This is a genomic window from Actinoplanes sp. NPDC051861 (genome assembly GCF_040681145.1).
Taxonomy (GTDB): domain Bacteria; phylum Actinomycetota; class Actinomycetes; order Mycobacteriales; family Micromonosporaceae; genus Actinoplanes.
Genome location: NZ_JBFAYE010000016.1, coordinates 81,867 through 106,955 on the forward strand (window position 1 = coordinate 81,867; position 25,089 = coordinate 106,955).

A 25,089-nucleotide genomic window follows, 5' to 3' on the forward strand; every position below is an offset into this window, starting at 1 on the left:
GACGCACACCGGCCCGGCAGCCTCGAGCTGCCGGGCCGGTTCGTTCTCGGCTCAGTTCGACTTGCCGAAGCGCTTCGCCACCAGGTGCTCCTGGGCCATACCGCACAGCGCGGCGATGGCGACGTCGAGCAGGACCGCCCGGGCCACCGCGGCCGCGCCGTCGACCTGCCCCTCCTCCGGGATCATGCTGAGCTGCTGGGCGGCGAACCCCTCAGCCAGCTCCGCGTACGGCCGGAAGAAGTCGACGCCGAAGCCGCAGCCCAGCTCCCGCAGCGACGCCAGCACCTGGGCCAGGCGCTCGCGGCCCGGCACGTCAGCGTTGACCTGCCAGCCGAGGTCGGCGATGAAACGGTCCACATCGGTGCGCTCGGGCACGACGTCGTTGACCGTCTTCGTGGTGTCCAGGTGTGGCTGCGCGGCGCGGTTGGCGGCCCGGTAGAGCGCGGGCAGTGAGTTGCGCTGCTCGATGGCGGACAGCAGACCCGACACCGTGGACAGCTCAAGCTCACCGATGCCGGTCAGCGCGCGGATGAACAGCAGCCGGCGCTCGTGGAACTCGTCGTACTGCGCCTGGTTGCGCCCGGTGGGCGTGCCGGCCGGCAGAAGCCCTTCGCGGAGGTAGAACTTGATCGTCGCGACGGGCACGCCCGTCCGCCTGCTCAGTTCTGAGATACGCATCCAATCTCCCCGCGGGTCTCACGGCGCCGTGCTCAGAGCGTCCAATCTAGACCTTGGCCGGTCCGGTAGCGCCGCGAAGCCCTGCTGATGCCGGCCCTCAGGCGGCGGTCCGGCCCGATTCGCACAACGGGGTGATCATCGGCCGGATCGCGTGCGGCTCGGCGGGGCGCTGCCCGGCCGCGGCGACTCGGGCCAGAGCCAGCTTCCGGCTGTCCATGAGTGCGAGCAGGACCGGTGGGTCGATCTCGCTGATCGGCTGGAAGTCCGGGTCGATGCGGATGTGGGTGTCGCGGCGTACCTCCAGCGGGCCGTGCGTGGCCACGGCGAGCGGCCGGTTGGCCTCGGGTGCGCCGGTCGGCTGGGTGCCCACAGCCTGGGCGAGAAGGTGCCATGTACCGTACGGAACGGACTCGAAGGTGAAATCGCCGCCGTGCGGAAGAACGGTGCAGCAGACCGGCTTGCCCTCCGGAATGCGGGCCGGGAACAGGCCGATGAAAACGGTTTCGTGGGGTCTTTCGGAAATGTGACCGGACACCCGGGCGGTCGAGGGCGCCGCGGTGGCGGCGTTGTCGATCGGGATGTGTGGTGCGTAGCCGGCCCGGCGGCGGTACGTGGTCGGTGACATCCCGATGCTGCGGGTGAACCGCGAACTGAACGTCCCGACGCTGTTGTAGCCGACGCTGAGGCTGATGTCCGCCACGTTGAGGCTCGTCGACACCAGCAGGAACTTGGCCCGCTGCAGGCGCAACGCGGACAGGAAGCGGCCCGGCGAGACGCCGGTCGCCCGCTGGAACACCCTGGTGAAGTGGAACTTGCTGAACATGGCCGATCGGGCCATGTCGTCGACGGTCAGCTGTTCGCCGAGATTGTCGCGCATGGTGGTGATTGCGCGATTGATTGCCCGTCTGGTCGTGTCTTCCATGACGCCTCCGTTTACGGCCTCGTAGTCCCGTCCGATCGGAAAGGTGCCGCGCAGGCGAAAAGCTCGGGCTGGTTGGCGGAAAAACCAAAACGGTTAATACCGTTGACGATGCCAATCACCGATTTATAGCCCCCGTGCGCGTCTTTACATGCCGGTGCTGCACTTTGGACAGCTGCGGTGCCGAAGCCAGGCTATCCCAGGTGAATGCCGTTGACAACACTGAGGATCACCGGGTGTGGACAGAGAGCAATCATGGAGAGGGTGGCGATTAACCAGGCGTTTCTTCGCTGATCTTGTTATCTGGAGCGCGGCGGATAGTGGAGCGAGCCACTTCCCACGTGCTGTCGGATTTTCGTTTGCTTCGGAGAGCAAAGTCCCTTTTTGGGGATTCGCGCGGTACTTGGTGGTGTCACATTTGGATTAGATGAGCGTCATTAACTCGACGGTAATATGGATGTGCCTGCGCATCGACGTACTGCAATGCTCAGGTTGAGAATTTGGGTATCGTCCCGAAACTACCGCACACACGAACGCCGGCCCGGGGTCCCCGGGCCGGCGTTGACGCGTGTGGTTCGGCCGCTCAGCGGCTCCAACGGGCCTGGTGAGCGGCCCAGTCACGGGCGGCGGCGGCGCCCTGGTGGCGTGCCGTGGTCAGGGCGGCCCAGGCGGCGAGCTCGACCACGGAACGGTCGTCGAGGTCGCGGGCGCGCAACCCGGCGACGTCCGCCGGCGTCACCCGGTACGACGCGTACGCCACGAGCAACGCGAACCGCCCGGCGGCCCGGTCAGCGGTGGCCAGACCGGCGACCGCGTCCTCGACCCATCGGCGTTCGGTCATGCTCGGCAGGGGCGCCACGGAGGCGCTGAGGCGGTCGCGCACCATGGCGCGTACGTCCGGGGGAACCACCCGGTCGCCGGCGGCGTCGATCACCGCTCCCGCCCGCGCGAACGCCGCCGCCAGATGCGGCTCCCCGGCGGTCCAGTCCAGATCCGCCGGTACCGGCGCCGGCGGCAGCAGACCGGGCGCCTCGCCCGGCGCGTGCCCGCGCTCGGCGAGCCCACCCAGGATCCGCGCCGCGCCGCGGCGCAGCACCGTCTTCACCGGGCCGGGCACCGGTGGCAGCGGTGAGTCGGGCAGGAAGACGTTGACCATCCGGTTGAAGTAGTGGAACACCACCGCGACCGCGATGAGCTGCGGTGCGTGTGCCGGCGGGAACGGCGGTGGCCGGTCCGGCGCGCCGGCCCAGCCGGTCAGCGCGCTCAGCCCTTCCGTCCGCAGCTCGTCCAGCCGCCCGGTCAGCAGGGCGGCCGTGTCCGGCCCGCGCATCAGCCCGGCCAGCGCGGTGGCGTGCACGTCCACGCAGTACGGGCAGCGGTTGGCCCGGGAGACCCCGGCGGCCACCGCCTCCCGCGCCGCCCGGCTCGCCGGGCCGTTCGCCAGCAGCGACTCGCGCAGCATCATCCACGCGCCGGCGAGCACCGGCGGCGCGGGGGAGTGCAGTGCGATCGGCGGGGCGAGCATGCCGAAGTCCTGCTCGACCCGCCGGTAGACGGCCGCGACGAGCGGCTCGGCCCGGTCCGGTGCCACCGGCGTGACGTACCGGACCTGGATGGGCACCACGCGGCGGGTGGCCGCCGCGAACAGCCTGGCCACCGCCCGGCCTACCGGATCCCGGCCGTCGCCCGGCGACCCGCGGTCTCGCCCAGCGGCGACGGCGCGCCGTAGGTGACCTCGATCCCGCGCTCCCGGGCGGCCCGCACGATGCCCGGCATCGCGCGCTCCGCCAGCGCCGCGATCGTGGACGCCGGGTTCACGGTCAGCGCACCCGGTACGGCGGAACCGTCGGTGACGAAGATGCCCGGATGCCCGCGCAACTCGTGCCGGTCGTCGAGGGCCGAGGTGGCCGGGTCGTCGCCGATGCGGCAGGACGCGAGGGGGTGCACGGTGTACGCCCCCACCAGATCGTTGGTCCACGGCCGGACCTTCGCCAGCCCGTCCCGCTCGAGGATGTCCTTGATGTCGGCGTCGGCCAGCGACCAGCCCCGCGCCGTGTTGGCGGTGGGCCGGTAGCTCAGCGGGCCGTGCCCCAGCATCTGCTGGGAGAACCGGTGCGCGTTGCCGGTGGCCGGCGGCGGGCCGAAGACGCCCTCGTTGTCGTCCTCGGACATGATGAAGATCGTCAGCCAGGACTGCCAGCGTCGCAGCATCTCCTTCTTGTCCACGCCGAACCAGGCCGGCCCGGCGGCGTCCGGCGCCTGCGCGAGGATCGTGCCGAGCCCCGGCGGGAAGTAGAGCTGCTCCAGCGAGTAGCGCTCGTACTCCGGGCGACTGCCGTCCAGGCGGTCCCAGCTGGCCACCGTCGGGCCGCGCCCGATCTGGTACGCCTCGTACGCCCGCCCGTCCGCACGGCTCAGGCCGAGCACGTCACGGACCCGCTCCTCGTCGAAGACCGCGGTGTTCAGCCGCTCGCCGTTGCCGGAGAAGTAGCGGCCCACCGCGTGCGGCATCGCGCCGAGCGTGGTCTCCGACCGCTGCAGGATCACCGGGGTGGCACCGGCGCCCGCCGCCACGATGACGATCTTCGCGTCGATCGTGCCGCTGTCGTGCAGGATCCGGTAGTCCTCGCCGTCGACGATCCGGTAGTGCACCCGGTAGCCGCCGTCGCTCGTGCGGGAGATCTGCTGCACCTCGTGCAACGGGCGGATCTCCGCGCCGTGCGCCAGGGCGGCCGGCAGGTAGTTGAGCAGCAGCGACTTCTTGGCGTCGAACCGGCAGCCGGCCATCATCCAGTTGCAGTTCGTGCACATGCCGACGTCCACGGCCGAGGGCGCCGGGTTGGCGGTGCGGCCGGCGTGCGCGCAGGCGGCGGCGAACAGGCCGCCGGCGTACGGGACGCGGTCCCAGGTCTGCTGGGTGATCGGAAGGGCCTCGGCGATCCGGTCGTACCAGGGGTCGAGGGTGTCCCGGTTGATCGACGCGGGCCACATGCGCCGGCCGATCGAGCCGCGCCGCTCGAAGACGAACCTCGGCGCGCGCGGCATGGTCGCGAAGTACACGACGCTGCCGCCGCCGACGCAGTTGCCGCCGAGCACGCTCATCCCGTCGCCCACCACGAAGTCGAACACCCGGGTGTACGAGGAGCCCAGCAGGAAGTCGTGCTCGAACTCCTCGCTCTGCAGCCACGGCCCGCGCTCCAGCACGGTCACCCGGGCACCGCCGGCGGCGAGGTGGTACGCCGGGATCGCCCCGCCGAACCCGCTGCCGATGATGAGGGCGTCGGTCGATTCGTTAGTCGTCATGCCGGGCTGCCCGTCGTCGTCGTGTCAGGGTGGAGGTCGGCGAGCCGGCGCCCGTAGGAGAAGGACGGGAAACGCCATAGGCCGTCCTCGTCCGGTAGCCGGTAACCGATGGTGTGCAGCCCCGGGTGGCCCGCGGCCAGCGCGGCGGGCGTGCTCAGGTGCGCGGCGCTGTCGAACGCCATGTTGCTGAACAGCGCCAGGCCCACCCACATCTGCTTCTCCGGGTGATCCGGCTGGGTGAGCTGGTCGACGAGGGCGGTGCGGTGCTCGAAGGAGAGCGCCACGAACGCCGGCACCGACTCGTCGAGTTCGAGGTCGCGGGCGGTGGCGTACTCGCGGGCGTGTTCGTCGAGCGAGTAGACCAGGGTGGTCAGCGCGTCGGCCAGGCCGCCGGCCGGGTGCTCGAGCAGCTCGATCGCGCCGGCCGCCACCGCGCCGCCGCCGGCAGCCGCCCCGGCGACCGCGCGGTCGCCGGGGAACCGCTTCTCGCCGGGAATGATCGTGTCGGCGAACGCCTCGAGCACGAGGGTTCGGGTGGGGTCCTGCGCGGGTTCGTCGAGGGTCACCGCAAGCGCCTCCTGTCCGTGAGGGTCGGGACCATCGTGTCGGCGGGCCATCCGGGTCGCATCTTCCTCGTTGCCGTCAGATCGTGGCCGTGACCCGCGCTTCTTCGGTCGTGCGCAGCCGGGCCCGAGGACCGCCGGACGGATCGGCGGGCGCCGATACTGGCGGCACGGACGGCGACGGGCGGAGGTACAGATGATTGCCGGACGAGTCTCTTCCTCGGTGGTCCAGCGTCAGGTCAGGCATGTGGTGCCGGTGCCGATCGCCTCGGCGGCCGGGCTGGTCGCCCAGGTGTACGCGCAGGTCGCCGACGAGATGCGGATCGTGGTACCGCCGGCGCTGATGCACTCGCCGGCGCCGGACGTCCTCGCGGCGTACTGGGCATTGGTACGTGAGCCGATGGCGGCGTCGGGTGGCGTCGACCGGGCGGCCAAGGAGGCGGTGGCCGCCGCTGTGTCGGTGGCGAACATCTGCCCGTACTGCGCGGACATGCACACCGTCGGGATGTACGACCTCTCCGGCGAGCAGGACGCCGAGGCGGTGGCCGGTGACCGGGTGGCCGACATCGCGGATCCCGGGCTGCGGGCGGTGACGGCCTGGGGGCGTACCGCTCACCTGCTCGACGAGGCGGCGCCGCCGCCCGCCGGTCTCGGCGCCGCCGACCGCGCCGACCTGATCGGCGTGGTCGTGGCGTTCCACTATCTGACCCGGATGGTCAACGTCTTCCTGGCCAACTTCATGCTGCCGCCGGGCATGGCGCCGTGGTCGAGGCGCCGGCTCAAGCGGGGGATCAGCCGGATCATGCGGCCGACGCTGCGCACCCCGCGGGAGCCGGGCCGGGCCGCCGCGCTGCTGCCGGCCGCGCCGCTTCCCGGTCACGCGGCGTGGGCCGCGCCCCGCCCCGCCGTCGCGGCGGCGATGGCGGCCGCGGACGTCACCTTCGGGCGGGCCGGCGAGCGGGCGCTGTCCCCGGAGGTACGCGGGCTCGTCACCGACCACCTGGCGGGCTGGCGCGGCGAGGAGACCGGGATCAGCACCGCCTGGTGCGAGGACCTGATCGCCGGACTGTCGCCGGCAGACCGTGCCGCCGCCCGGCTGGCGCTGCTCACCGCGGTCGCGTCCTATCAGGCTGGCGACGAGGTGGTGGCGGAGTTCCGGCGGTACCACGCCGGTGACGCGGCGCTGGTCGGCGCCGCGGCCTGGGCGTCCTGGTCGGCGGCCGCGCTGATCGGTACCCGGCAGGCGGCGACGGCCGGCCCGGTCACGAATTGAGCATCATCGAAGAACCTCACGGAGTGCGCTTCCGGCAAGGTGAGGCGCAGCCGGCGGCCTGCGCCCGCCGGGACGGCTATGGCGAGGAGGCCGATCATGAGCGCTGCCGAAGTGCGGTCCGAACGGGCCGGACCGATCGAACTGCTGAACACCCGATATCACCGTATCGGGCTGAACGTCTTCCTGCTCGTGGTGCTGGCGCACTGGGCCGAGCACCTCACGCAGGCCTACCAGATCTGGGTGCTCGGCTGGCCCGTTCCCAAGTCCCGCGGCGTCCTGGGCGTGGCCTACCCGTGGCTGGTCACATCGGAGTGGCTGCACTACGGATACGCCCTGATCATGCTGATCGGCCTGTTCCTGCTGCGCGGCGGGTTCCAGGGCCGGGCGCGCACCTGGTGGACGGTGGCGCTGGTGATCCAGTTCTGGCACCACATCGAGCACCTGCTGCTGTTCGTCCAGGCGCAGACCGGCAACTTCCTGTTCGGCGCCGCGGTGCCGACCAGCGTGGCGCAGACCGTGTTCCCCCGGGTCGAGCTGCACCTGTTCTACAACACCGTGGTGTTCCTGCCGATGGTCGTGGCGATGGTGCTGCACCTGCGGCCGAAGCCGGCCGAGGCCGAGTTGATGAAGTGCACCTGCGCCCGCCGCCGGGTGCTCGCCCCCGCCGTGTCGTGACAACCGGGTCGCGCCTGTTCGCCGGGCTGGTCGCCGTGCTGGTGTTCGGCACGCTTGCGGTGGCGGCGCTGGCCGAGCCGGAGACAGCCCGGTTCACCGGCACGGTACCGGCGGACGGCGCGAGCCTGGCCGCCCCGCCGGCGGAGTTCGAGGTGGTCTTCGACGGCCGGGTACGCGCCCGCGCGTTCCATCTGGTCGTGTCGTCGGCCGGAGGTGAGCAGGTGCCCACGGAGGAGCCGTGGGTGGACGGGAGCAGGCTGGTGCTGCCGATCGCGGGCCTCGCCGCGGGGCAGTACACAGCCGCGTACCACGTGCTCTTCGGCGACGGTCAGCAGGTGGCCGGGAGCGCCCGGTTCACGGTGGCCGGCGGTGCGGGCGCGCCGGTCGCGGGCGGCGCTCCCGACGCGCACGGCGGGCACGGCGCCGACGACCCGCTGAGCCTCGGGCTGCTCCTGGTGGACCTGGTCCTGGCCCTGGTGCTGGTGGGCGCGCTGGTGCTCCGGCGGTGGCGCGGGCGGGCGTGAGCGCACGACGGAAGGCGCGCGGGATGCGGCCGGCGTACCACGATGGGTGCGCCGGCCGTGCTGTGCCGCCGGCGTTCGCTGAGGAGGACCGGAGATGCCCACGACCCTGGGTTCCCTGCGCCGGTTGGTGCTGACGCCGGCGCTTTCCGAGACGACCTTCGCCCGCCGCGGGTTTCCCGTGGTCGAGGGCGAGGTCACCACCCGGCTCGAAGCGGTGCCGCAGGCGGTGATCTGCGGCTTCGAGTGGGGCATCGACATGCGCGACCAGTGGGAGCTGGAGCGGCGCCTGGAGCTGGTCGAGCCGGAGATGCGCGGTTTCGCGTACGAGGGTGCCGCGATGGCGCTCACCGTGATCGACGCGATGCCGGGCCCGCGCCGCCATCGGGCCCGGACACTGCTCACCGGCCCGGGGCGGCCGCACATCTTCCTGACCTACATCGGCATCGGTTTCGCGATGGCGCGGCTGCCGCGGCCGCTGTGGAAGGGCGTGCTGCCGGACCTGACCGGCACGCCGTACTTCCCGACGATGAGCTGGCTGGCGGTCGACGGGTACGGCTTCGACCGGGCGTACTTCGAGACCGGGCGCTGGGTCGGCCGGCAGGAGCGGCTCGCGGCGTACCCGTGGCAGGGACGCGCCGACTACTTCCCCCGCGTCGTCGACCAGGGCCTCGGCCGCGCGCTCTGGTTCATCCACGGTGCCCGCGTCGACGAGATCGCCGCCGCGGTGGGCGCGTTCGCGGCCGACCGGCAGGCCGACCTGTGGAGCGGCGTGGGGCTGGCCGCCGCGTTCGCGGGCGGCTGCGACGAGGCCGGGCTGCGGACGATGGTGCGCCTGGCCGGTGAACACCACCCGCATCTCGCACAGGGCGCGGTGTTCGCGGCGAAGGCCCGGCACTTCTCCGGCTTCCAGCCCGAGCACACCGCGGTCGCGCTGGACGCCCTGACCGGCATGCCGGTCGAGGCCGCGGCCGCGCTCGCCGACGAGGTCTCGGTGACCGGCGACGGCTCGGACGCCGAACCGGACTACGAGGTGTGGCGGCGCCGCATCCGCGCGCATTTCGCAGTGGCGGCGGAAAATGTATCCCGGTGATGACCGCTATCTATTAGCATAAGGCCGCAACAATGAAGATGAAATAAACCACGACTCCCGTAAATGATGGCATCACAACCGATGCCTCCGGGAGTGCTCTGATGAAAGCTTGGCGAAGTCTGCGACGCCGCGTCCTGACCCCAGACGTTTCCGAGACGACGTGTGCGAAGCGCGGTTTCCACGTCACGGACGAGGCGCGGCGCAACCGTCTGGAGACGGTCGGCAGATCGTTTCTCACCGGCTTCGGCGAGGCCGCCGAAGCCCGCCGGCCCGCGGACGTCGCGGAGCCACTCGATCAGATGCCCCCGATGTGGCGGGGTTTCGCGTACGAGGGCGCGGCCATGGCACTCGCCATCCGCGACGCGATGCCCGGCCGGGGCGGCCGGGTGGCCGACTTCCTCGCCGGTCCCGGCGGCCCGCACGTGTACATGGCCTACGTCGGCGTGGGCTGGGCGATGGCCCGGCTGCCCCGGCTGCTGCACTCCCGGCTGCACGCCCCGGACCCGTTGCTGCGCTGGCTGGTCCTCGACGGATACGGCTTCCACCAGGCGTATTTCCACACCACCCGGTATGTCGCCGACCGCTACCGCGAGGAGCGGTTCCCCTTCGCGGACGACCCGGGCGGCTACGCGGTACGCGCCATCGACCAGGGCGTCGGGCGAGCCTGCTGGTTCGTCGCCGGCGCCGACGTGCAGCAGGTGTCCCGGCTGTTCGCCGGCTTCCCGGAGGGACGGCGCCCCGACCTCTGGGCGGGCACCGGGCTGGCCGCCGGGTACGCCGGTGGCGCCGCCGAGGCCGAGCTGGAACAACTCGCCGTGGAGGCCGGGCCGTACCGCGGCGAGGTGGCGCAGGGCGTGGCGTTCGCGGCGGCCGCCCGGGTCCGCGCCGGGCTGATGATGCCGCACACCGAGGCGGCCGCCCGGGTGCTGTGCGGCCGGTCGGCGGCGGAGGCCTCGGCGGTCACCGACGAGGCGCGCGCCGGTCTGAAAGCAGAGGGCGGACTTCCGGAATTCGAGATATGGCGGCAGCGCATCAAAAGTGCGTTCGTGCCCGCTCGGAAAGGCTGACAGGATGAGCAGAATCGCTGTGGTGGGTATGGCGTGTCGTTATCCCGACGCCGAATCGCCACGAGAATTGTGGGAGAACGCATTGGCGGGCCGCCGGGCATTCCGCAGGCTGCCCGACGTACGGATGCGCCTGGACGACTACTGGGACGCCGACCCGGCGGCGCCGGACCGGTTCTACGCACGCAACGCGGCGGTGATCGAGGGCTACGAGTTCGACCGCGTCGCGTACAAGATCGCCGGAAGCACCTTCCGCTCCACCGACCTGACGCACTGGCTGGCTCTGGACGTGGCCGCGTCGGCCCTGGCCGACGCCGGCTTCCCGATGGGTGAGGGACTTCCCCGCGAGCGCACCGGTGTGGTCGTGGGCAACAGCCTCACCGGCGAGTTCTCCCGGGCCAACCAGCTGCGGCTGCGCTGGCCGTACGTGCGGCGGATGGTCGGTGCCGCCCTGAAGGAGCAGGACTGGACCGACGACCAGCTGGCCCAGTTCCTCGACGACTTCGAGACCACGTTCAAGAGCCCGTTCCCGGAGGTCAACGAGGACACCCTGGCCGGCGCGCTGGCCAACACGATCGCCGGGCGGATCTGCAACCACTTCGACTTCAAGGGTGGCGGCTACACCGTCGACGGCGCCTGCTCGTCGTCGCTGCTGTCGGTCTCCACCGCCTGCAAGACGCTGCTGGACGGCGACGTGGACGTGGCGATCGCCGGCGGCGTCGACCTGTCGATCGACCCCTTCGAGATCATCGGGTTCGCCAAGACCGGTGCGCTGGCCACCGGCGAGATGCGGGTCTACGACCGCGCCTCCAACGGGTTCTGGCCCGGTGAGGGCTGCGGCATGGTGGTGCTGATGCGCGAGGAGGCCGCCCGCGCCGGTGGCCACCGCATCTACGCCACCGTCGCGGGCTGGGGCATCTCCTCCGACGGCAAGGGTGGCATCACCCGCCCGGAGATCCAGGGCTACCGCCTGGCGCTGCGCCGGGCGTACGAGCGCACCGGCTTCGGCATCGAGACGGTCGGCCTCTTCGAGGGGCACGGCACCGGCACCAAGGTCGGTGACGCCACCGAGCTGGAGGCGCTCTCCCTGGCCCGGGCGGAGGCGGCGCCGGGATCGGCGCCGGCCGCCATCGGATCGATCAAGGGCATGATCGGGCACACCAAGGCGGCGGCCGGCGTGGCCGGGCTGATCAAGGCCGCGATGGCCGTGCACCAGGAGGTGCTGCCGCCGGCGGTGGGCTGCGTGGACCCGCACGGCCTGCTCTCCGACGGCACACCGGCCCTGCGCGCGCTGCGGCGGGCGGAGGCCTGGCCCGCCGAGACCCCGGTCCGCGCCGGTGTCACCGCGATGGGCTTCGGCGGCATCAACACCCACATCGTGCTGGACAGCGCCCGGCCGCGGCGCCGCGCCACGATGGACACGCGCACCCGGACGATCGCCGGCGGCGTTCAGGACGCCGAGCTGCTGACCGTCGACGCCCGTACGCCGCAGGAGCTGCTGGGCCGCCTCGACGAGCTGCTCGAGTTCGTGCCCACGCTGTCCTACGCGCAGCTGGCCGACCTGGCCGCCACCCTGCACGGCGAACTGCGCGAGCTGCCGTACCGGGTGGCCGTGGTGGTCTCGTCGCCGGAGGACGCGGAACGCCGGCTGCGCAAGGTACGCGACGCCGTCGGCTCCGGCGAGCGCCGGTTCTTCTCCTCCGACGGCCGCTGCCTGTTCGGCCACGTCAGTGAGCCCGGCAAGATCGGCTTCCTGTTCCCAGGCCAGGGCTCGGGCCGGGGTGTCAGCGGCGGCGCGCTGCGGAGGCGCTTCGCCGAGGCCGAGAACGTCTACCTGCGCGCGAACCTGCCGTCCGGCGCCGACGTGGTGGCCACCGAGGTGGCACAGCCGCGCATCGTCACCGGCGCGGCGGCCGGGCTGCGCACGCTGAGCGCCCTGGGCGTCGAGGCGACCGTGGCGGTCGGGCACAGCCTCGGTGAGATCGCCGGCCTGCACTGGGCCGGCGCGCTCGACGAGGAGGGACTGCTGCGGATCGCGGCGGTCCGCGGCCGCACGATGGCCCGGCACAGCTCGTCCGGCACGATGGCCAGCATCGGCGCCGAACCGGCCGCCGTCGATCCGCTGATCGGCGGGCTGCCGGTGGTCATCGCGGCGTACAACGGGCCGGACAACACCGTGATCGCCGGGCCGCAGGACGCGGTCGAGGCGGCCTGCGCCCGGGCCCGCGAGGCCGGGATGAACGCCACCGCGCTGACGGTCTCGCACGCCTTCCACTCGCCCCTGGTGGCACCGGCCGCGGACGCGTTCGGCACGGCGCTGGCCGATGAGCCGTTCCGGCCGCTGGAGCGCCGCCTGGTCTCCACGGTCACCGGCGACGTGCTGCCCGCCACCGCCGACGTGCCCGGTCTGCTGCGCCGGCAGATCACCGACCCGGTGCTGTTCACCCAGGCCATCAAGCTGGCCGCGAAGGACATCGACCTGTTCGTCGAGGTCGGGCCGGGACGGGTGCTCACCGGGCTGGCCGCCCGGTGCACCGAGGTGCCGGCCGTCGCCCTCGACACCGATGACGAGTCGATCGCCGGGCTGCTCAGGGTGGTCGGTGCGGCGTACGTCACCGGCGCCGCCCCGGTCGACGCCGCGCTGTTCGCCGGGCGCCTGGTGCGCCCGCTGCAAGTCGGCCAGCAGTTCTCGTTCCTGGGCAACCCGTGCGAGGTGGCACCCGCGCTGCGCCTGCCGCCGAGCACTCCGGCGAGCGTGCCCGCCACCCCGGCCGAATCTCCGGCCGAGGCCCACGATCCGGCCGAATCGGTCGTCGACCTGCTCTGCCGCCTGGCCGCGGAACGGGCCGAGCTGCCGCTGGAGGCCGTCCTGCCGGACAGCCGCCTCCTCGACGACCTGCACCTGAGCTCGATCACGGTCGGCCAGGTGGTCAACCAGCTCGCGCAGCAGATGAACGTTCCGCCCGCCGCGGTGCCGACCAACTTCGCCACCGCCACCGTGCGGGAGCTCGCGGAGGCGATCGAGGAGCTGGCCGGCACCGGTCCGCTCGGCGCAGAGGCCACGACGGACCGGCAGGTGACCGGTGCGGCGGCTTGGGCCCGGCCCTGGCGGATCGACCTGGACGAGGTGCCCCGGCCGCACCGGGTGGCGCCCGAGGTGACCGGTGCCTGGCAGGTGTTCGCCCCCGCGGACCACCCGTGGGCGCAACGCCTGGCCGCCGCGCTGCGCGACGCGCGGCTCGGTGACGGTGTGCTGGTCTGCCTGCCGGAGTCCTGCCCGGAACCGGCGCTGGAGCTGGCACTGACCGGCGCCCGTGTCGTGTCGGGAGCCCCGGGCACCCGCTACGTGCTGGTGCAGCACGGTCGCGGCGCGTCCGGGCTGGCCAAGACGCTGCATCTGGAGTCGCCGCGGACGCCGGTCACGATCGTGACCCTGCCCGGCGACGAGCGGGTGATCGAACGGGTCGTGGCCGAGGTGGCGGGCACCACCGACTACCGCGACGTCCACTACGACACCTCCGGCGCGCGCCGGGTGCCCACGCTGCGCGTCATGCCGGTGCGGGCGGAGCGGACAGCGCCGGCTCTCGGCGCGGACGACGTGCTGCTGGTCACCGGCGGCGGCAAGGGCATCACCGCCGAGTGCGCCCTGGCCATGGCCACCGACAGCGGTGCCGCGCTGGCGCTGATCGGGCGCTCCGACCCGGCCGCCGACACGGAGCTCGCGGCCAACCTGAGCCGCATCGCCGAGGCGGGCGTCACCGTACGCTACGCCCGCGCCGACGTCACCGACCCCGCTCAGGTCCGCCGCGCCGTCGGCGAGCTGACCGGGCACCTCGGGCCGGTCACGGCCGTGCTGCACGGCGCCGGGCGCAACGAGCCGGCCGGGCTGGCCGCACTCGACATGGCGGCGTTCCGGTCGACGTTCGCCCCGAAGCTCGACGGCCTGGCCGCCACCCTCGACGCCGTCGACACCGGAGCGCTGCGGCTGCTGGTGACCCTCGGCAGCATCATCGGCCGGGCCGGTCTGCGTGGCGAGGCGCACTACGCCACGGCCAACGACTGGCTGGCCGAGTCCACGGTGGCGTTCGGGCGGGAGAACCCGCACTGCCGGACGCTCTGCCTGGAGTGGTCGGTGTGGTCCGGCGTCGGCATGGGCGAGCGGCTCTCGGTCGTCGAGACCCTCAGCCGCGAGGGCGTCACCCCGATCTCCCCGGACCAGGGCATCGGCATCCTGCGCCGGCTGCTCGCCGACCCGGAGGCACCCGGCGTCGTGGTGATCAGCGGGCGCACCGAGGGCATCGGCACGGTCCGGTACGCGCTGCCGGAGCTCCCGCTGATGCGCTTCCTGGAACGGCCGCTGATCCGCTACCACGGCGTGGAGCTGGTGACCGAGGTGGATCTCAACGTCGGCACCGACCTCTATCTGGCCGACCACTTCCTCGACGGCAACCTGCTCTTCCCGGCGGTCTTCGGGATCGAGGCGATGTCGCAGGTCGCCGCGGCGGTCACCGGGGACACCCGGACGCCGGTCATCGAGGACGCCGAGTTCCTGCGCCCGATCGTGGTCTCGCCGTACGGCCGGGGCCGGATCCGGGTGGCCGCCGTGGTGATCGATGAGGACACCCTGCGGGTCGCGATCCGCAGCGAGGAGACCGCGTACGCGGCCGACCACTTCAGCGCGACGCTGCGCTACACCGGTGACCCGGTCCCGGCCGGAGCGCCCGACCAGGTATCCGACGCGATCGCGCGGGTGCCGCTGACGCCGTCCGAGGACCTGTACGGCGGGGTGCTGTTCCAGGGCGACCGGTTCCAGCGGCTGCTGGGCTATCGCCGGGCGGCGGCACGGGACGTGGACGCCGAGGTGCGTGCGCGCGCCGGCGTCGACTGGTTCGCCACGTTCGTGCCCGACGAGCTGCTGCTCGGCGACCCCGGTGTCCGTGACGCGCTGATGCACGGCAACCAGGTCTGTGTCCCGGACGCGACGCTGCTGCCCGCCGGTGTGGAACGGATCCGCCCGGCCGGGCCGCGGTTGTCCGGTGAGCAGGACCTGCGCTACTGCGCCACCGAGCGCAGCCGGGACGGCGACACCTACGTCTACGACATCGTGTTGCGCACGGCGGGCGGCGAGGCGGTGGAGCGGTGGGACGGCCTGCGCCTGCGGGCGGTCCGCAAACAGGACGGCCGGGGCCCGTGGGTCGCCCCGCTGCTCGGGCCGTTCCTTGAGCGTGCGCTCGGCGACCTGCTGGACGTGCAGGTCGCGGTCGCGGTGGAACCGGACGAGGCCAACGGCGGCCCGGACGGCCCGGACGGCCCGGATGGCCACGTCGCCCGGCGGCGCGCCGCCGCTCGCGTCGCGGCGCAGCGGGCGACCGGGGAGGCCGTCGAGGTGACGTATCGCCCCGACGGGCGGCCCGAGCTGCCCGGCGGCCGGTCGCTGTCGATCGCGCACGGCGCCGGGGTGACCCTGGCGGTGACCGGTACCGGTGCGCTGGGCTGCGACGCCGAACCGGTCAGCGAGCGCCCCGAGAAGGTCTGGACGGATCTGCTCGGCAAGCACGCCGGCCTGGCTGCGCTGGTCTCCACCGAGACCGGCGAGGACCCGCACACCGCGTCGACCCGGGTGTGGGCCGCGGCGGAGTGCGTCCAGAAGGCCGGCCTGATGGGCGAGGCGCTGACCCTGCTGCCGGCGGGGCGCGAGGGCTGGACGGTGTTCAGCGCCGGTACGGCTCGTGTGGCCACCTTCGTCACCACGTTGCGCGGCGTTGCGGCGCCGGTCGTGTTCGCGGTTCTCACCGAGGGGAGGTGACGGTGGTGGCGGACTTCTACGAGTACCGGCACACGGTCGGGTTCGAGGAGACCAACATCGTCGGCAACGTCTACTACGTCAACTATCTGCGCTGGCAGGGCCGGTGCCGCGAGATGTTCCTGAAGGAACGGGCCGCGGACGTGCTGGCCGACCTGCAGGCCGACCTCAAACTGTTCACGCTGCGGGTCGACTGCGAGTTCTTCGCCGAGATCACCGCGTTCGACGAGCTCTCCATCCGGATGCACCTGCGCGAGCTGGCGCAGACCCAGATCGAGTTCGGGTTCGACTACGTCCGCCTCGACCCCGGAGGCACCGAGGCCCTGGTCGCCCGCGGGACCCAGCGGGTGGCGTGCATGCGCGGCCCCAACACCCGTACGGCGCCCACCCGGGTGCCGGCGGCGCTGGCCGAGGCGCTCGAGCCGTACGAGAGGAGAGCGTCGTGAACGCCGGAGACGACACGGCCGCGCTGCGGAAGGCCTTCGCCGCGTTCCCCACCGGGGTCACGGTGGTCACCGTCGGTGGCGCGGCGCCGCACGGCATGACGGCCAACGCCTTCACCTCGGTCTCGCTCGACCCGCCGCTGGCGCTGGTCTGCGTGGGCCGGGACGCGATGATGCACGGCGCGCTGACCGGCGCGGGCACGTTCGCCGTGTCGGTGCTGTCGGCCGAGCAGGAGCCGGTGGCGCGCTACTTCGCCGACCGGCGCCGGCCGCTGGGCAAGGAGCAGTTCGAGTTCGCCGGCTGGCGTACCGGCGAGCTGAGCGGCGCACCGCTGCTGGCCGGGGCGGTGGCGCACTTCGAGTGCGAGCTGTGGCGTTCGTACGACGGCGGCGACCACACCATCTTCCTGGGCCGGCTCCTGTCGCTGGAACGGACCGCGGACGAGGCGCTGCTCTTCGCCGACGGCCGGTTCCGGCGGCTGGCCCGCGAGCGCACCGAGGTGACGGCATGAGCGTCGACGTGGGCCGGTCACGGCTGATCCCGCCCGGACCCGGACGCGGCGCGGCGCTGCGGATGCTGCTGGTGATGAACTCGGACCGGCTCGGCATGATGACCGACGCCGCCCGCCGGTACGGCGACGCGGCGAAACTGCCGGTCGGGCCGAAGACGCTGTACTTCTTCAACCATCCGGAGCACGCCAAGCACGTGCTCGCCGACAACGCCGCGAACTACCACAAGGGCATCGGCCTGGTGCACGCCCGCCGTGCCCTCGGCGACGGCCTGCTCACCAGCGAGGGCGAGCTGTGGCGCAAGCAGCGGCGGGTGATCCAGCCGGCGTTCCAGAGCCGGCGGATCGCCGAGCAGGCCGATGTGGTCGCCGCCGAGGGCGCTCGGCTGGTGGCCCGGCTGCGGGAGCACACCGGCAAGGGCCCGGTGGACGTGGTCGCGGCGATGACCGGCCTGACGCTGGGTGTCCTGGGCCGGACGCTGCTCGCCGCCGAACTGGACCGGTTCCCGGCCATCGGCGACGACTTCGCCGCCGTGCAGGACCAGGCGATGTTCGAGCTCGCGTCGCTGAGCGCGGTGCCGCAGTGGATCCCGCTGCCGCGCCAGGTGCGGTTCCGCAGGGCGCGCCGCCGGCTGCAGACGATCGTGGACCGGCTGGTGGACGAGCGCACCGAGATCAAGGACCGCGACGACGTACTGTCCCGGCTGATCGTGTCCGCGCGGGCCGAGGCCGACCCGCGAGTGGGCCGCCAGCGGCTGCGCGACGAGATGGTCACGCTGCTGCTGGCCGGTCACGAGACCACCGCCAGCACGCTGAGCTGGTCGCTCTCGCTGATCGACCGGCATCCGGAGGTACGCGAACGACTGCGCGACGAGGCGCGGTCGGTGCTCGGCGACCGGCTGCCCACGTACGCCGACCTGACCCGGCTGAAGTACACCGCGATGGTCGTCGACGAGGCGGTGCGCCTGTACCCGCCGGTGTGGCTGCTGCCCCGCAAGGCGCTGGCCGGCGACGAGATCGGCGGCTACGCCGTTCCGGCCGGCGCGGACGTGCTGATCTGCCCGTTCACCCTGCACCGGCATCCGGCGTTCTGGAGCCGGCCCGAGGAGTTCGACCCGGAGCGCTTCGACCCGGACGCGCCGAACAACCGGCCGCGATACGCCTACATCCCGTTCGGCGCCGGCCCGCGGTTCTGCGTGGGCAACCACCTCGGCCTCATGGAGGCCGTTTTCGTGATCGCGATGCTGTCCCGCGAACTGACGCTGACCAGCGTGCCCGGTCGCCCGGCGGTGCCCGAGCCGATGCTCTCGCTGCGGATCCGCGGTGGCCTGCCGATGACCGTGCACGCGGCGGCCTGACTCAACTCATCCATCTTTCGATCGCTAGGGGGAGCGTTGCCGCCGACATCGGTCGGGCCATTTCGCCGACTCATTCCTGTCGTATTCGTACTGGTGCTGGTCGCCGGGCTGTTCATGATCGCCCGGCTGCCCTCGGCCTCCGCGGAGGTGCGCAACGCGATCGCCTCGCGGTTCGCGTTCACCGAACTGCCGGTGGCGCTGCCCGCCGGCCTGCCGCAGCGGACGGTCCGCCAGGTCAACTCGAAGTACCACCACATCCGCTCGTGGATCTCCTCGGTCGGCGCCGGCGTCGCGGTCAACGACCTCGACGGCGGCGGGGTCGCCGACGACCTGTGCCTGGTCGACCCCCGCAGCGACGCGGTGATCGTCACGGCGGCGCCCGGCAAGACACCGCCGTTCGAGCCGTTCGTGCTCGGCACCGAACCGCTGCCGACCGGACCGGCGATCGCACCCATGGGCTGCGTCCCCGGCGACTTCAACCTGGACGGCCGCACCGATCTGCTCGTGGTGTTCTGGGGCCGCACGCCGGTGATGTTCCTGCACAAGGCCGGCGTCTCCGGTCCGCTGAGCCGTGCGTCCTACCACGCCGTCGAGGTGGTGCCGCAGCAGAGCGCCGCCCGTCTCTACAGCGGCCCGCTGTGGAACACCAACGCCGTCTCGATCGCCGACTTCGACGGTGACGGCAAGCCGGACGTGGGCATCTTCAACTACTTCCCGGACACCCAGGTCCTGGACCCGAAGGGCCACCCCAACGTCTCGATGAACGACTCCATGTCGCGGGCGCAGAACTCCGGCGGCGCGCACATCCTGCGGTGGACCGGCGCGACCGCCGGCGACAACCCGACGGTGACCTTCGAGGAACAGGTCGCGATCGACCCGCGCTTCTCCACCGGCTGGACCCTCGGCGCGGCCTCCGCCGACCTCGACGGTGACCTGCTGCCCGAGCTGTACGTGGCCAATGACTTCGGCAACGACCGGTTCTTCCACAACACGTCGACGCCGGGCTCGATCAGCTTCGAGCTGGCCGAGGGCCGCCGCGGCGCGTACACCCCGAAGTCGCTGGTGCTCGGCCACGACTCGTTCAAGGGCATGTCGATCGACTTCGCCGACCTGAACGGCACCGGCCGGTTCGACATGTTCGTCAGCAACATCACGCAGAGCTGGGGCCTGGAGGAGAGCAACTTCGTCTGGCAGAACACCGCCGCCAGCCCGGAACAGGCCCGCGAGAAGATGTCCCGGGGCGTCGCGCCGTTCGACAACAAGGCAGCGGCCAAGAACCTGGCCTGGGTGGGCTGGGGCTGGGACGCCAAGATGGCCGACTTCGACAACAGCGGGCGGCTGGCCATCGTGCAGTCGGCCGGCTTCGTCAAGGGCACCATCAACCGGTTCAACTGGCTGCAGGAGCTCGCCGCGGCCAACGACCTGCTGCTGGCCAACCCGGACATGTGGCCCAAGGCGGAGCCGGGCGACGACATCTCCGGCTCCAACCCGGTCGCGTTCTGGGTCCGCGAGGACAACGGCCGGTACGTGAACCTGAGCCCCGAACTCGGCCTGGACACCGAGATCCCCACCCGTGGGGTGGCCGTGGCCGACACCGACTCCGACGGCGCCCAGGACTTCGCCGTCGCCCGTCAGTGGGGCCCGCCGGCCTTCTACCGCAACACCGGCACCCCGTCCGGCAGCCACCTCGGCCTGCGGCTGTACCGGCCGGCTGCCGGGGGCGAGCAGGGCAGCGGCACACCGGCGTACGGGGCCCTGGTCAAGGTGACCACCGCCGACGGCCGTAGCCAGGTCGCCCAGCTCGACGGCGGCGGCGGGCACAGCGGCAAGCGCAGCTTCGACGTCTTCTTCGGCCTCGGTGCGAACGCCGGCCCGGTGAAGGCGGAGGTGTGCTGGCGCGACCTGGCCGGCGCGACACACAAGCAGGTGCTCGATCTGGCGCCTGGCTGGCACGACCTGATGCTGACCGACACCGCCCGGGAGATGACGACCTCATGACGGACACGAAGCTGGCCGCCGTCGCCGGTACCAAGAACGGCACCGCGACCCTGGCGCCCGCACGACCCGCGCCGGCCACGTTGCCGCCGGTGCCGCGCGTGGACGGGCGGGACCCTCGATACCTCGCCCTGCGCAACTTCGCGATCTCGATGTCGATCCTGAACATCCTCGGCTACACCGTGCTCGGGTTCGAGCAGCCGTGGACGTGGCCGCTGTTCGCTCTCGGTATCGGTTACACCGTGGAGATCCTCATCGAGTACGTGTCGGCACGCGCCCACGGGCGGCGGGCGGCCTACAGCAGCAACGGCGCCTGGGGCATGTACACGTTCCTGCTGCCGACCCACATCACGGCGCTGGCGGCGAACATGCTGCTCTACGCGAACGACAACTTCTGGCCGATCGCGTTCGCGGTGGTCGTGGCGATCGGGCAGAAGGCGGTGCTCCAGGCGCCGATCAACGGGCGCATGCGGCACTTCATGAACCCGTCGAACTTCGGCATCACGATCACGCTGCTGGCCTTCTCCTGGGTGAACGTCGCGCCGCCGTACCACTTCACGGAGAACGTCCCGGACGTCTTCCGCATCATGATCCCGATCATCATCATCACGGCCGGCACCATCCTGAACGCGGTGCTGACCAAGAAGGTGCTGCTCATCGTCGGCTGGGCCGGCGGCTTCGTGATCCAGGCGCTGATCCGGCACTGGATCTGGGACGTGTCGCTGTGGGCCTCGCTCGGCCTGATGACCGGCGTCGCGTTCGTGCTGTTCACCAACTACATGATCACGGACCCGGGCACGACGCCGTCCTCGGGCCGCAACCAGTTCATGTTCGGCTCGAGCGTGGCCATGGTCTACGGCGTGCTGATGGTGTTCAACGTCGTCTACACGCTGTTCTTCGCGGTCACGATCGTCTGCCTGATCCGCGGCCTGTTCTGGTGGGGTAAGTCGATGCGTGAGCGCAATCGCCGTATCCCTGATCTGACGCCCGTGCCGCCGCCCGCCGCGGTGGAGCTCCCGGTCAGCCGCTGAGATCCGTTGCCGCACCGGTTGCCGGCCCCGGCCGGCAACCGGTGTTTCAGCGTGTCTGCTCGGCCTCCCGCTTGATGCCGTTCAGCGTGGCCGTCATGCCGTCGCGCAGAGCCGCGAGCCGCCGTGCCACGATCTGCTCCTCCTGGTCCGGCGCCCGCTCGATGACCAGGCTGAGGCCGGAGCGGCCCGGCCCGATCCGCACCGACTGGGACAGCCGGCAGCCGCCGTCCACCTCGGTCACCCGGAACTGCCAGGTCGCGCCGGGCCGCTCCGGATCGACCGGCCCGCCGCCGAAGCGGTTGTCCTCGTCGAGGACCACCCAGCCGAACAGGCGGGGGGCGTCGAACCACAGCACGTGCGCCACGGTCCGCCACTCGCCGATCGCCGGATGGCTGTTCCAGCCCTCGAACCGGGCACCGACGGCCGGGCTGCGGTGCCCGCTCAGCCACCGGGTCCGGTACAGCTCGGGGCTGAAGCGGGCGGGCACCGAGATGTCGGTGACGAGCTCCCACACCCGTGCGCTGTCGGCTGCCACGTGAACGTCGCATTCGGCCCCGGGGCCGTCGGCATACCGCACCCATTGCTCCTGTTCGTCGCTGGACTCCTCGGGGGAGACACCCCACCGGCGACCGACGGTCCACCCCGGATGGTGATCGGGGTGGACCGTCGGTGCGCAGGTTGTGATGGTATGCGGTGTTCGGGCCCCTACGGAACCTATAGATGTTGGTCTATTGCTAGCCCGCCATTACCCGGTCCTGCAGCAGCGGGACCGTCAGGTCGGGCAGGAGCGCGGGACGGCGCTCGAACCAGGCCAGCGTGTCGGCGATCCCGCGCCGGATGTCGTGTTCCGGGTGCCAGCCGAGCAGCAGTTCCGCGCGCCGGCTGCGGGAGAACGCGCCGGGCACGTCGCCGGGACGCCGCGGTGCGGCCTCGAGACGGACCGGGCGGCGGACCATCGTGTTGAACGCCTCGACCAGTTCGAGCACCGTGGTGCCGGTTCCGGAGCCCAGGTTGACGGCGGTGTGCCCGGCGGCCCCGGCGGGGAACAGCGAGTCGAACCGCTCGAGGGCGCGCACGTGCGCGGCGGCCAGGTCCCAGACGTGGACGTAGTCGCGCAGGCCGGAGCCGTCCCGGGTGGGGTAGTCGAGGCCGGTGACACGGAACGGCGTACCGGTCCGGTGCGCCTCGATGATCCGGCCCAGGGCGTGGCCGGGTGTGGGCGCCTGCAGACCGGTGCGCAGGCCGGGATCGGCGCCGATCGGGTTGAAGTAGCGCAGCGAGACCACACGCAGCATGCTGCTGGCGGTGATGTCGGCGAGCATGCGCTCCACGACGAGCTTCGTGTGGGCGTACGGGCTGGCCGCGCTCAACGGCGACGCCTCGTCCACGCTCAGGTCCTCGGCCGGCTGGTAGATCGCGGCCGACGAGCTGAACAGCAGCCGGCCGACACCGTTGGCGATCAGCCGGTCGACGAAGTCGAGCGTCTTGGCGACGTTCTCCCGGTAGTACGGGATCGGCCGCCGCACCGAGTCGGGCACCACGATCAGCGCCGCACAGTGCACGGCCGCGCTGATGTCCGGGTGCTCGGCGAGGATCCGGTCGACCAGCTCCGCGTCGGCTATGTCGCCGAGGTAGAAGTCCCGGCCGGCGCAGAACTCGCGCCGGCCGGTGATCAGGTTGTCCAGGATGACGGGCCGGTGCCCCGCGTCGATGAGGGCGGAGGCGACCGTGCTGCCGATGAACCCGGCGCCACCCGCGACGAGTACCTTCACGCCAAACCTTCCGGTCAGTTGTAGGGCAGGCTCGGGAACCAGCCCACCCCGAAGATCGCGGGTACGCGCAGGTCCCAGTAGACGACGGTGAAGACGCCGAGGGCGAGCAGCAGCGAGCCGGTCACCACGGCGGCGCGACGGGGTGCGGCCATCCAGGACAGCACCCGGCCGCGAGTGGCCACCACGATCAGCGCGAACACCGCGGCCACGATGACCACGTTGCCCACCGACTGCAGGACGAACGCGAGCGCGCCGTACAGCGGGTTGCCGGAGTCCGCGGCCCAGTGGAAGAGCTTGTTGAACATCGGGTACGGGCGGCCGATCAGGAAGCCGCCGATCAGCGCGCCCATCACCACGACGCGGGCCGTCGGCCGGTGCGCGAAGGGGTCACGCAGGTAGCCGAGCGCGGCGAGACCCAGGTAGATCAGGGCCAGGCCGATCAGCCCGAAGACCACCGAGGACTGGATCAGGCGTACCGGCACGGTGCCGACCATGGCGGTGGACAGCTGCGGCAGGCGGTCGCCGAGCAGCACACCGACCGCGCCGTAGGTCGCCGACACGGCCACCATCCCGGCGGTCAGCCAGCCGAGCGGGCGCAGCAGCGACCGCAGTGCCTGACCGGTGTCGCCGGCGGCCTGGCTCAGCGGCCCGACCGAGGCGACCATCGCGATGTTGCAGGCCGTGAACGTACCGGCGAAACCGGAGACGAACGCGAAGATCAGGCCGCTGGCGGCACCGGTCAGCGCGGTCTCCTTGGCGTCGTGGCCCAGGACCGTGTTGGCGAGGTTGTCGCCGATCACCTTGTCGACGAACTCGAACGACCAGAAGACGGCGAGCAGGACTCCGGCGGCGATACTGATCAGGAGGGCCCGGGTACGGCGAGCGGGCGGGACTGTCTCAGTCAGGGGCGCGGCATCGTGCAACCGCTGTACGGCCATGTCGCCTTCTTTCGATCGCAGTGACGGCAAAGGTCAGCATCGGGCGTGGCCGGGAGGGGTACGTCTTCCAAAGTGCGGTGATGCCACCGGCTCGGCACGCTGGAAGACACCGGGCGGCCGTCCGTCGGCATGCTGAGGCCCATGCCCGCCCGAGACGTCGCCACCGAACTCGCGGAAGCCGCACGCGCGCTCGACGCCGTCGCCGCTCTCGTGACCCCGGTGACCGGCGATCCGGATCCGATCATGCGGCTGCTCTCCGCCCTCGAGGCGTGCCGGACGGTACGGGCACACGTCGACTCGCTCGCGGTGCTGCTCGCGGACCAGGCCTCCCGGCACGGCGCCTCGGTCGACGCGCTCGGCGTGACCGACAACCTCTACGGCTGACGTGCTAGGAGCGGCTCCCATGAAGGTCTACGACGCCCTCGTCGACGAGCGGCTGCGTATGGCGGCTCTGCTGGAGAGCCTCACCGCCGATCAGCTGGCGCGGCCCAGCCTCTGCACCGGGTGGACGGTGCATGACGTCGCCGCCCACCTGGTGACCTATCTCCGGTACGGCCAGGTGAAGATCTATCTCGGCATCCTGGCGACCGGCGCCGACTTCGACCGCTGGAACATCATGCTGACCCGCCGGGCCGCCCGCCGCCCGACCGCCGAGATCATCGCGAGACTCCGCGCCGGCGCGGCCGCACGCACCACGATCCCGCGGTCCGGGTACGACCCGGTGCTCACCGACATCGTCCTGCACGACCTCGACATCCGCCTGGCCCTCGGCATCCACCGGCAGCTCGCGCCGGACCGCCTCCGGGTCGCCTTCCGGCACCTGGCGGAGCGCCCCTCACCGGGATACTCGATGGGTCACCGGCTGGACGGCCTGCGGGTCACCGCCACCGACACCGGCTGGTCGCACGGCGCCGGCGCCCTGGTCACCGGCCCGGCCGAGCCCCTGGTCCTGGCGATGGCCGGCCGGCGTGCTGCCCTCGGCGCCCTCTCCGGCGACGGCGTACCGATCCTGCGGGACAGGCTGGCCGGGCAGGCGCCGCGCCCGGCACTGCGGCACCGCCTGGCCGCACCACTGCGCGTGCTGCTCAGCCCACCCCCGAGGGAACGCCGGGCACGCGCCGCCGTCCTCCCGGAGTGACGTTTCACCCGAA

Annotated in this window: 21 protein-coding genes; 13 read left to right on the forward strand and 8 right to left on the reverse strand. The window is 72.1% G+C overall.

From position 1 onward, the window contains the following. Nucleotides 1-51: 51 nt before the first annotated feature. From AB0M02_RS32565 to AB0M02_RS32585, 5 genes are all read right to left on the reverse strand, one after another. A complete protein-coding gene (locus AB0M02_RS32565; RefSeq protein ID WP_364233861.1) occupies nt 52-678 on the reverse strand; it encodes a MerR family transcriptional regulator in 627 nt (208 codons plus the stop codon). 97 nt (nt 679-775) lie between these two features. Further along, complete coding sequence (locus AB0M02_RS32570) at nt 776-1,555, reverse strand: helix-turn-helix transcriptional regulator (RefSeq protein ID WP_364233863.1); 780 nt, start codon at nt 1,553-1,555, stop codon at nt 776-778. Nucleotides 1,556-2,180: 625 nt separating this feature from the next. Beyond that, complete coding sequence (locus AB0M02_RS32575; protein WP_364233865.1) at nt 2,181-3,254, reverse strand: carboxymuconolactone decarboxylase family protein; 1,074 nt, start codon at nt 3,252-3,254, stop codon at nt 2,181-2,183. Nucleotides 3,255-3,262: 8 nt separating this feature from the next. Continuing rightward, the gene (locus AB0M02_RS32580) at nt 3,263-4,900 is read right to left on the reverse strand and encodes a GMC family oxidoreductase (RefSeq protein ID WP_364233866.1); all 1,638 of its coding nucleotides are present in this window, start codon (nt 4,898-4,900) and stop codon (nt 3,263-3,265) included. Further along, a complete protein-coding gene (locus tag AB0M02_RS32585) occupies nt 4,897-5,466 on the reverse strand; it encodes a DUF5987 family protein (protein ID WP_364233868.1) in 570 nt (189 codons plus the stop codon). The genes AB0M02_RS32580 and AB0M02_RS32585 overlap by 4 nt, the downstream gene beginning before the upstream one ends. Before the next feature lie 193 nt (nt 5,467-5,659). Between AB0M02_RS32585 and AB0M02_RS32590 the strand changes: the two genes are divergently transcribed. The 11 genes from AB0M02_RS32590 (at nt 5,660) to AB0M02_RS32640 (ending at nt 21,228) form a co-directional block, all read left to right on the forward strand. Beyond that, on the forward strand, nt 5,660-6,736 hold the full coding sequence (locus AB0M02_RS32590; RefSeq protein ID WP_364233870.1) for a carboxymuconolactone decarboxylase family protein: 1,077 nt from the start codon (nt 5,660-5,662) through the stop codon (nt 6,734-6,736). A 96-nt stretch (nt 6,737-6,832) separates the two neighbouring features. Next, the gene (locus tag AB0M02_RS32595; protein ID WP_364233872.1) at nt 6,833-7,411 is read left to right on the forward strand and encodes a hypothetical protein; all 579 of its coding nucleotides are present in this window, start codon (nt 6,833-6,835) and stop codon (nt 7,409-7,411) included. Beyond that, a complete protein-coding gene (locus AB0M02_RS32600; RefSeq protein WP_364233875.1) occupies nt 7,408-7,935 on the forward strand; it encodes a copper resistance CopC family protein in 528 nt (175 codons plus the stop codon). The genes AB0M02_RS32595 and AB0M02_RS32600 overlap by 4 nt, the downstream gene beginning before the upstream one ends. Before the next feature lie 94 nt (nt 7,936-8,029). Continuing rightward, nucleotides 8,030-9,025: a DUF1702 family protein gene (locus AB0M02_RS32605; RefSeq protein WP_364233878.1), complete on the forward strand. Its 996-nt coding sequence runs from the start codon at nt 8,030-8,032 to the stop codon at nt 9,023-9,025. A gap of 101 nt (nt 9,026-9,126) precedes the next feature. Next, a complete protein-coding gene (locus AB0M02_RS32610) occupies nt 9,127-10,092 on the forward strand; it encodes a DUF1702 family protein (RefSeq protein WP_364233879.1) in 966 nt (321 codons plus the stop codon). A 4-nt stretch (nt 10,093-10,096) separates the two neighbouring features. Further along, on the forward strand, nt 10,097-15,895 hold the full coding sequence (locus AB0M02_RS32615; RefSeq protein WP_364233880.1) for a type I polyketide synthase: 5,799 nt from the start codon (nt 10,097-10,099) through the stop codon (nt 15,893-15,895). Between the two features lie 5 nt (nt 15,896-15,900). Next, nucleotides 15,901-16,338, forward strand: a complete 438-nt coding sequence (locus tag AB0M02_RS32620; protein ID WP_364233881.1) for an acyl-CoA thioesterase — start codon at nt 15,901-15,903, stop codon at nt 16,336-16,338. Next, nucleotides 16,335-16,847: a flavin reductase family protein gene (locus AB0M02_RS32625; RefSeq protein WP_364233883.1), complete on the forward strand. Its 513-nt coding sequence runs from the start codon at nt 16,335-16,337 to the stop codon at nt 16,845-16,847. The genes AB0M02_RS32620 and AB0M02_RS32625 overlap by 4 nt, the downstream gene beginning before the upstream one ends. Next, complete coding sequence (locus AB0M02_RS32630; protein WP_364233884.1) at nt 16,844-18,202, forward strand: cytochrome P450; 1,359 nt, start codon at nt 16,844-16,846, stop codon at nt 18,200-18,202. The genes AB0M02_RS32625 and AB0M02_RS32630 overlap by 4 nt, the downstream gene beginning before the upstream one ends. Nucleotides 18,203-18,316: 114 nt before the next feature. After that, on the forward strand, nt 18,317-20,200 hold the full coding sequence (locus AB0M02_RS32635) for a CRTAC1 family protein (RefSeq protein ID WP_364234125.1): 1,884 nt from the start codon (nt 18,317-18,319) through the stop codon (nt 20,198-20,200). Next, a complete protein-coding gene (locus tag AB0M02_RS32640; protein WP_364233885.1) occupies nt 20,197-21,228 on the forward strand; it encodes an enediyne biosynthesis protein in 1,032 nt (343 codons plus the stop codon). The genes AB0M02_RS32635 and AB0M02_RS32640 overlap by 4 nt, the downstream gene beginning before the upstream one ends. A 46-nt stretch (nt 21,229-21,274) precedes the next feature. Here AB0M02_RS32640 and AB0M02_RS32645 read toward each other — a convergent pair whose 3' ends face one another. From AB0M02_RS32645 to AB0M02_RS32655, 3 genes are all read right to left on the reverse strand, one after another. Then, nucleotides 21,275-21,763, reverse strand: coding sequence for an SRPBCC family protein (locus AB0M02_RS32645; RefSeq protein WP_364233888.1), 489 nt, complete (start codon nt 21,761-21,763; stop codon nt 21,275-21,277). A 199-nt stretch (nt 21,764-21,962) separates the two neighbouring features. Next, complete coding sequence (gene galE, locus AB0M02_RS32650) at nt 21,963-23,000, reverse strand: UDP-glucose 4-epimerase GalE (RefSeq protein ID WP_364233890.1); 1,038 nt, start codon at nt 22,998-23,000, stop codon at nt 21,963-21,965. 14 nt (nt 23,001-23,014) lie between these two features. Then, a complete protein-coding gene (locus tag AB0M02_RS32655) occupies nt 23,015-23,938 on the reverse strand; it encodes a hypothetical protein (RefSeq protein WP_364233893.1) in 924 nt (307 codons plus the stop codon). A gap of 141 nt (nt 23,939-24,079) precedes the next feature. Here AB0M02_RS32655 and AB0M02_RS32660 point away from each other — a divergent pair, with 141 nt between their 5' ends. Together AB0M02_RS32660 and AB0M02_RS32665 are read left to right on the forward strand one after the other, a co-directional pair. Beyond that, entirely contained in the window at nt 24,080-24,322 is a 243-nt protein-coding gene (locus tag AB0M02_RS32660; RefSeq protein ID WP_364233894.1) for a hypothetical protein, read from the forward strand. Between the two features lie 19 nt (nt 24,323-24,341). Continuing rightward, nucleotides 24,342-25,076, forward strand: a complete 735-nt coding sequence (locus AB0M02_RS32665) for a maleylpyruvate isomerase family mycothiol-dependent enzyme (RefSeq protein ID WP_364233897.1) — start codon at nt 24,342-24,344, stop codon at nt 25,074-25,076. The last annotated feature ends 13 nt before the right edge of the window (nt 25,077-25,089 follow it).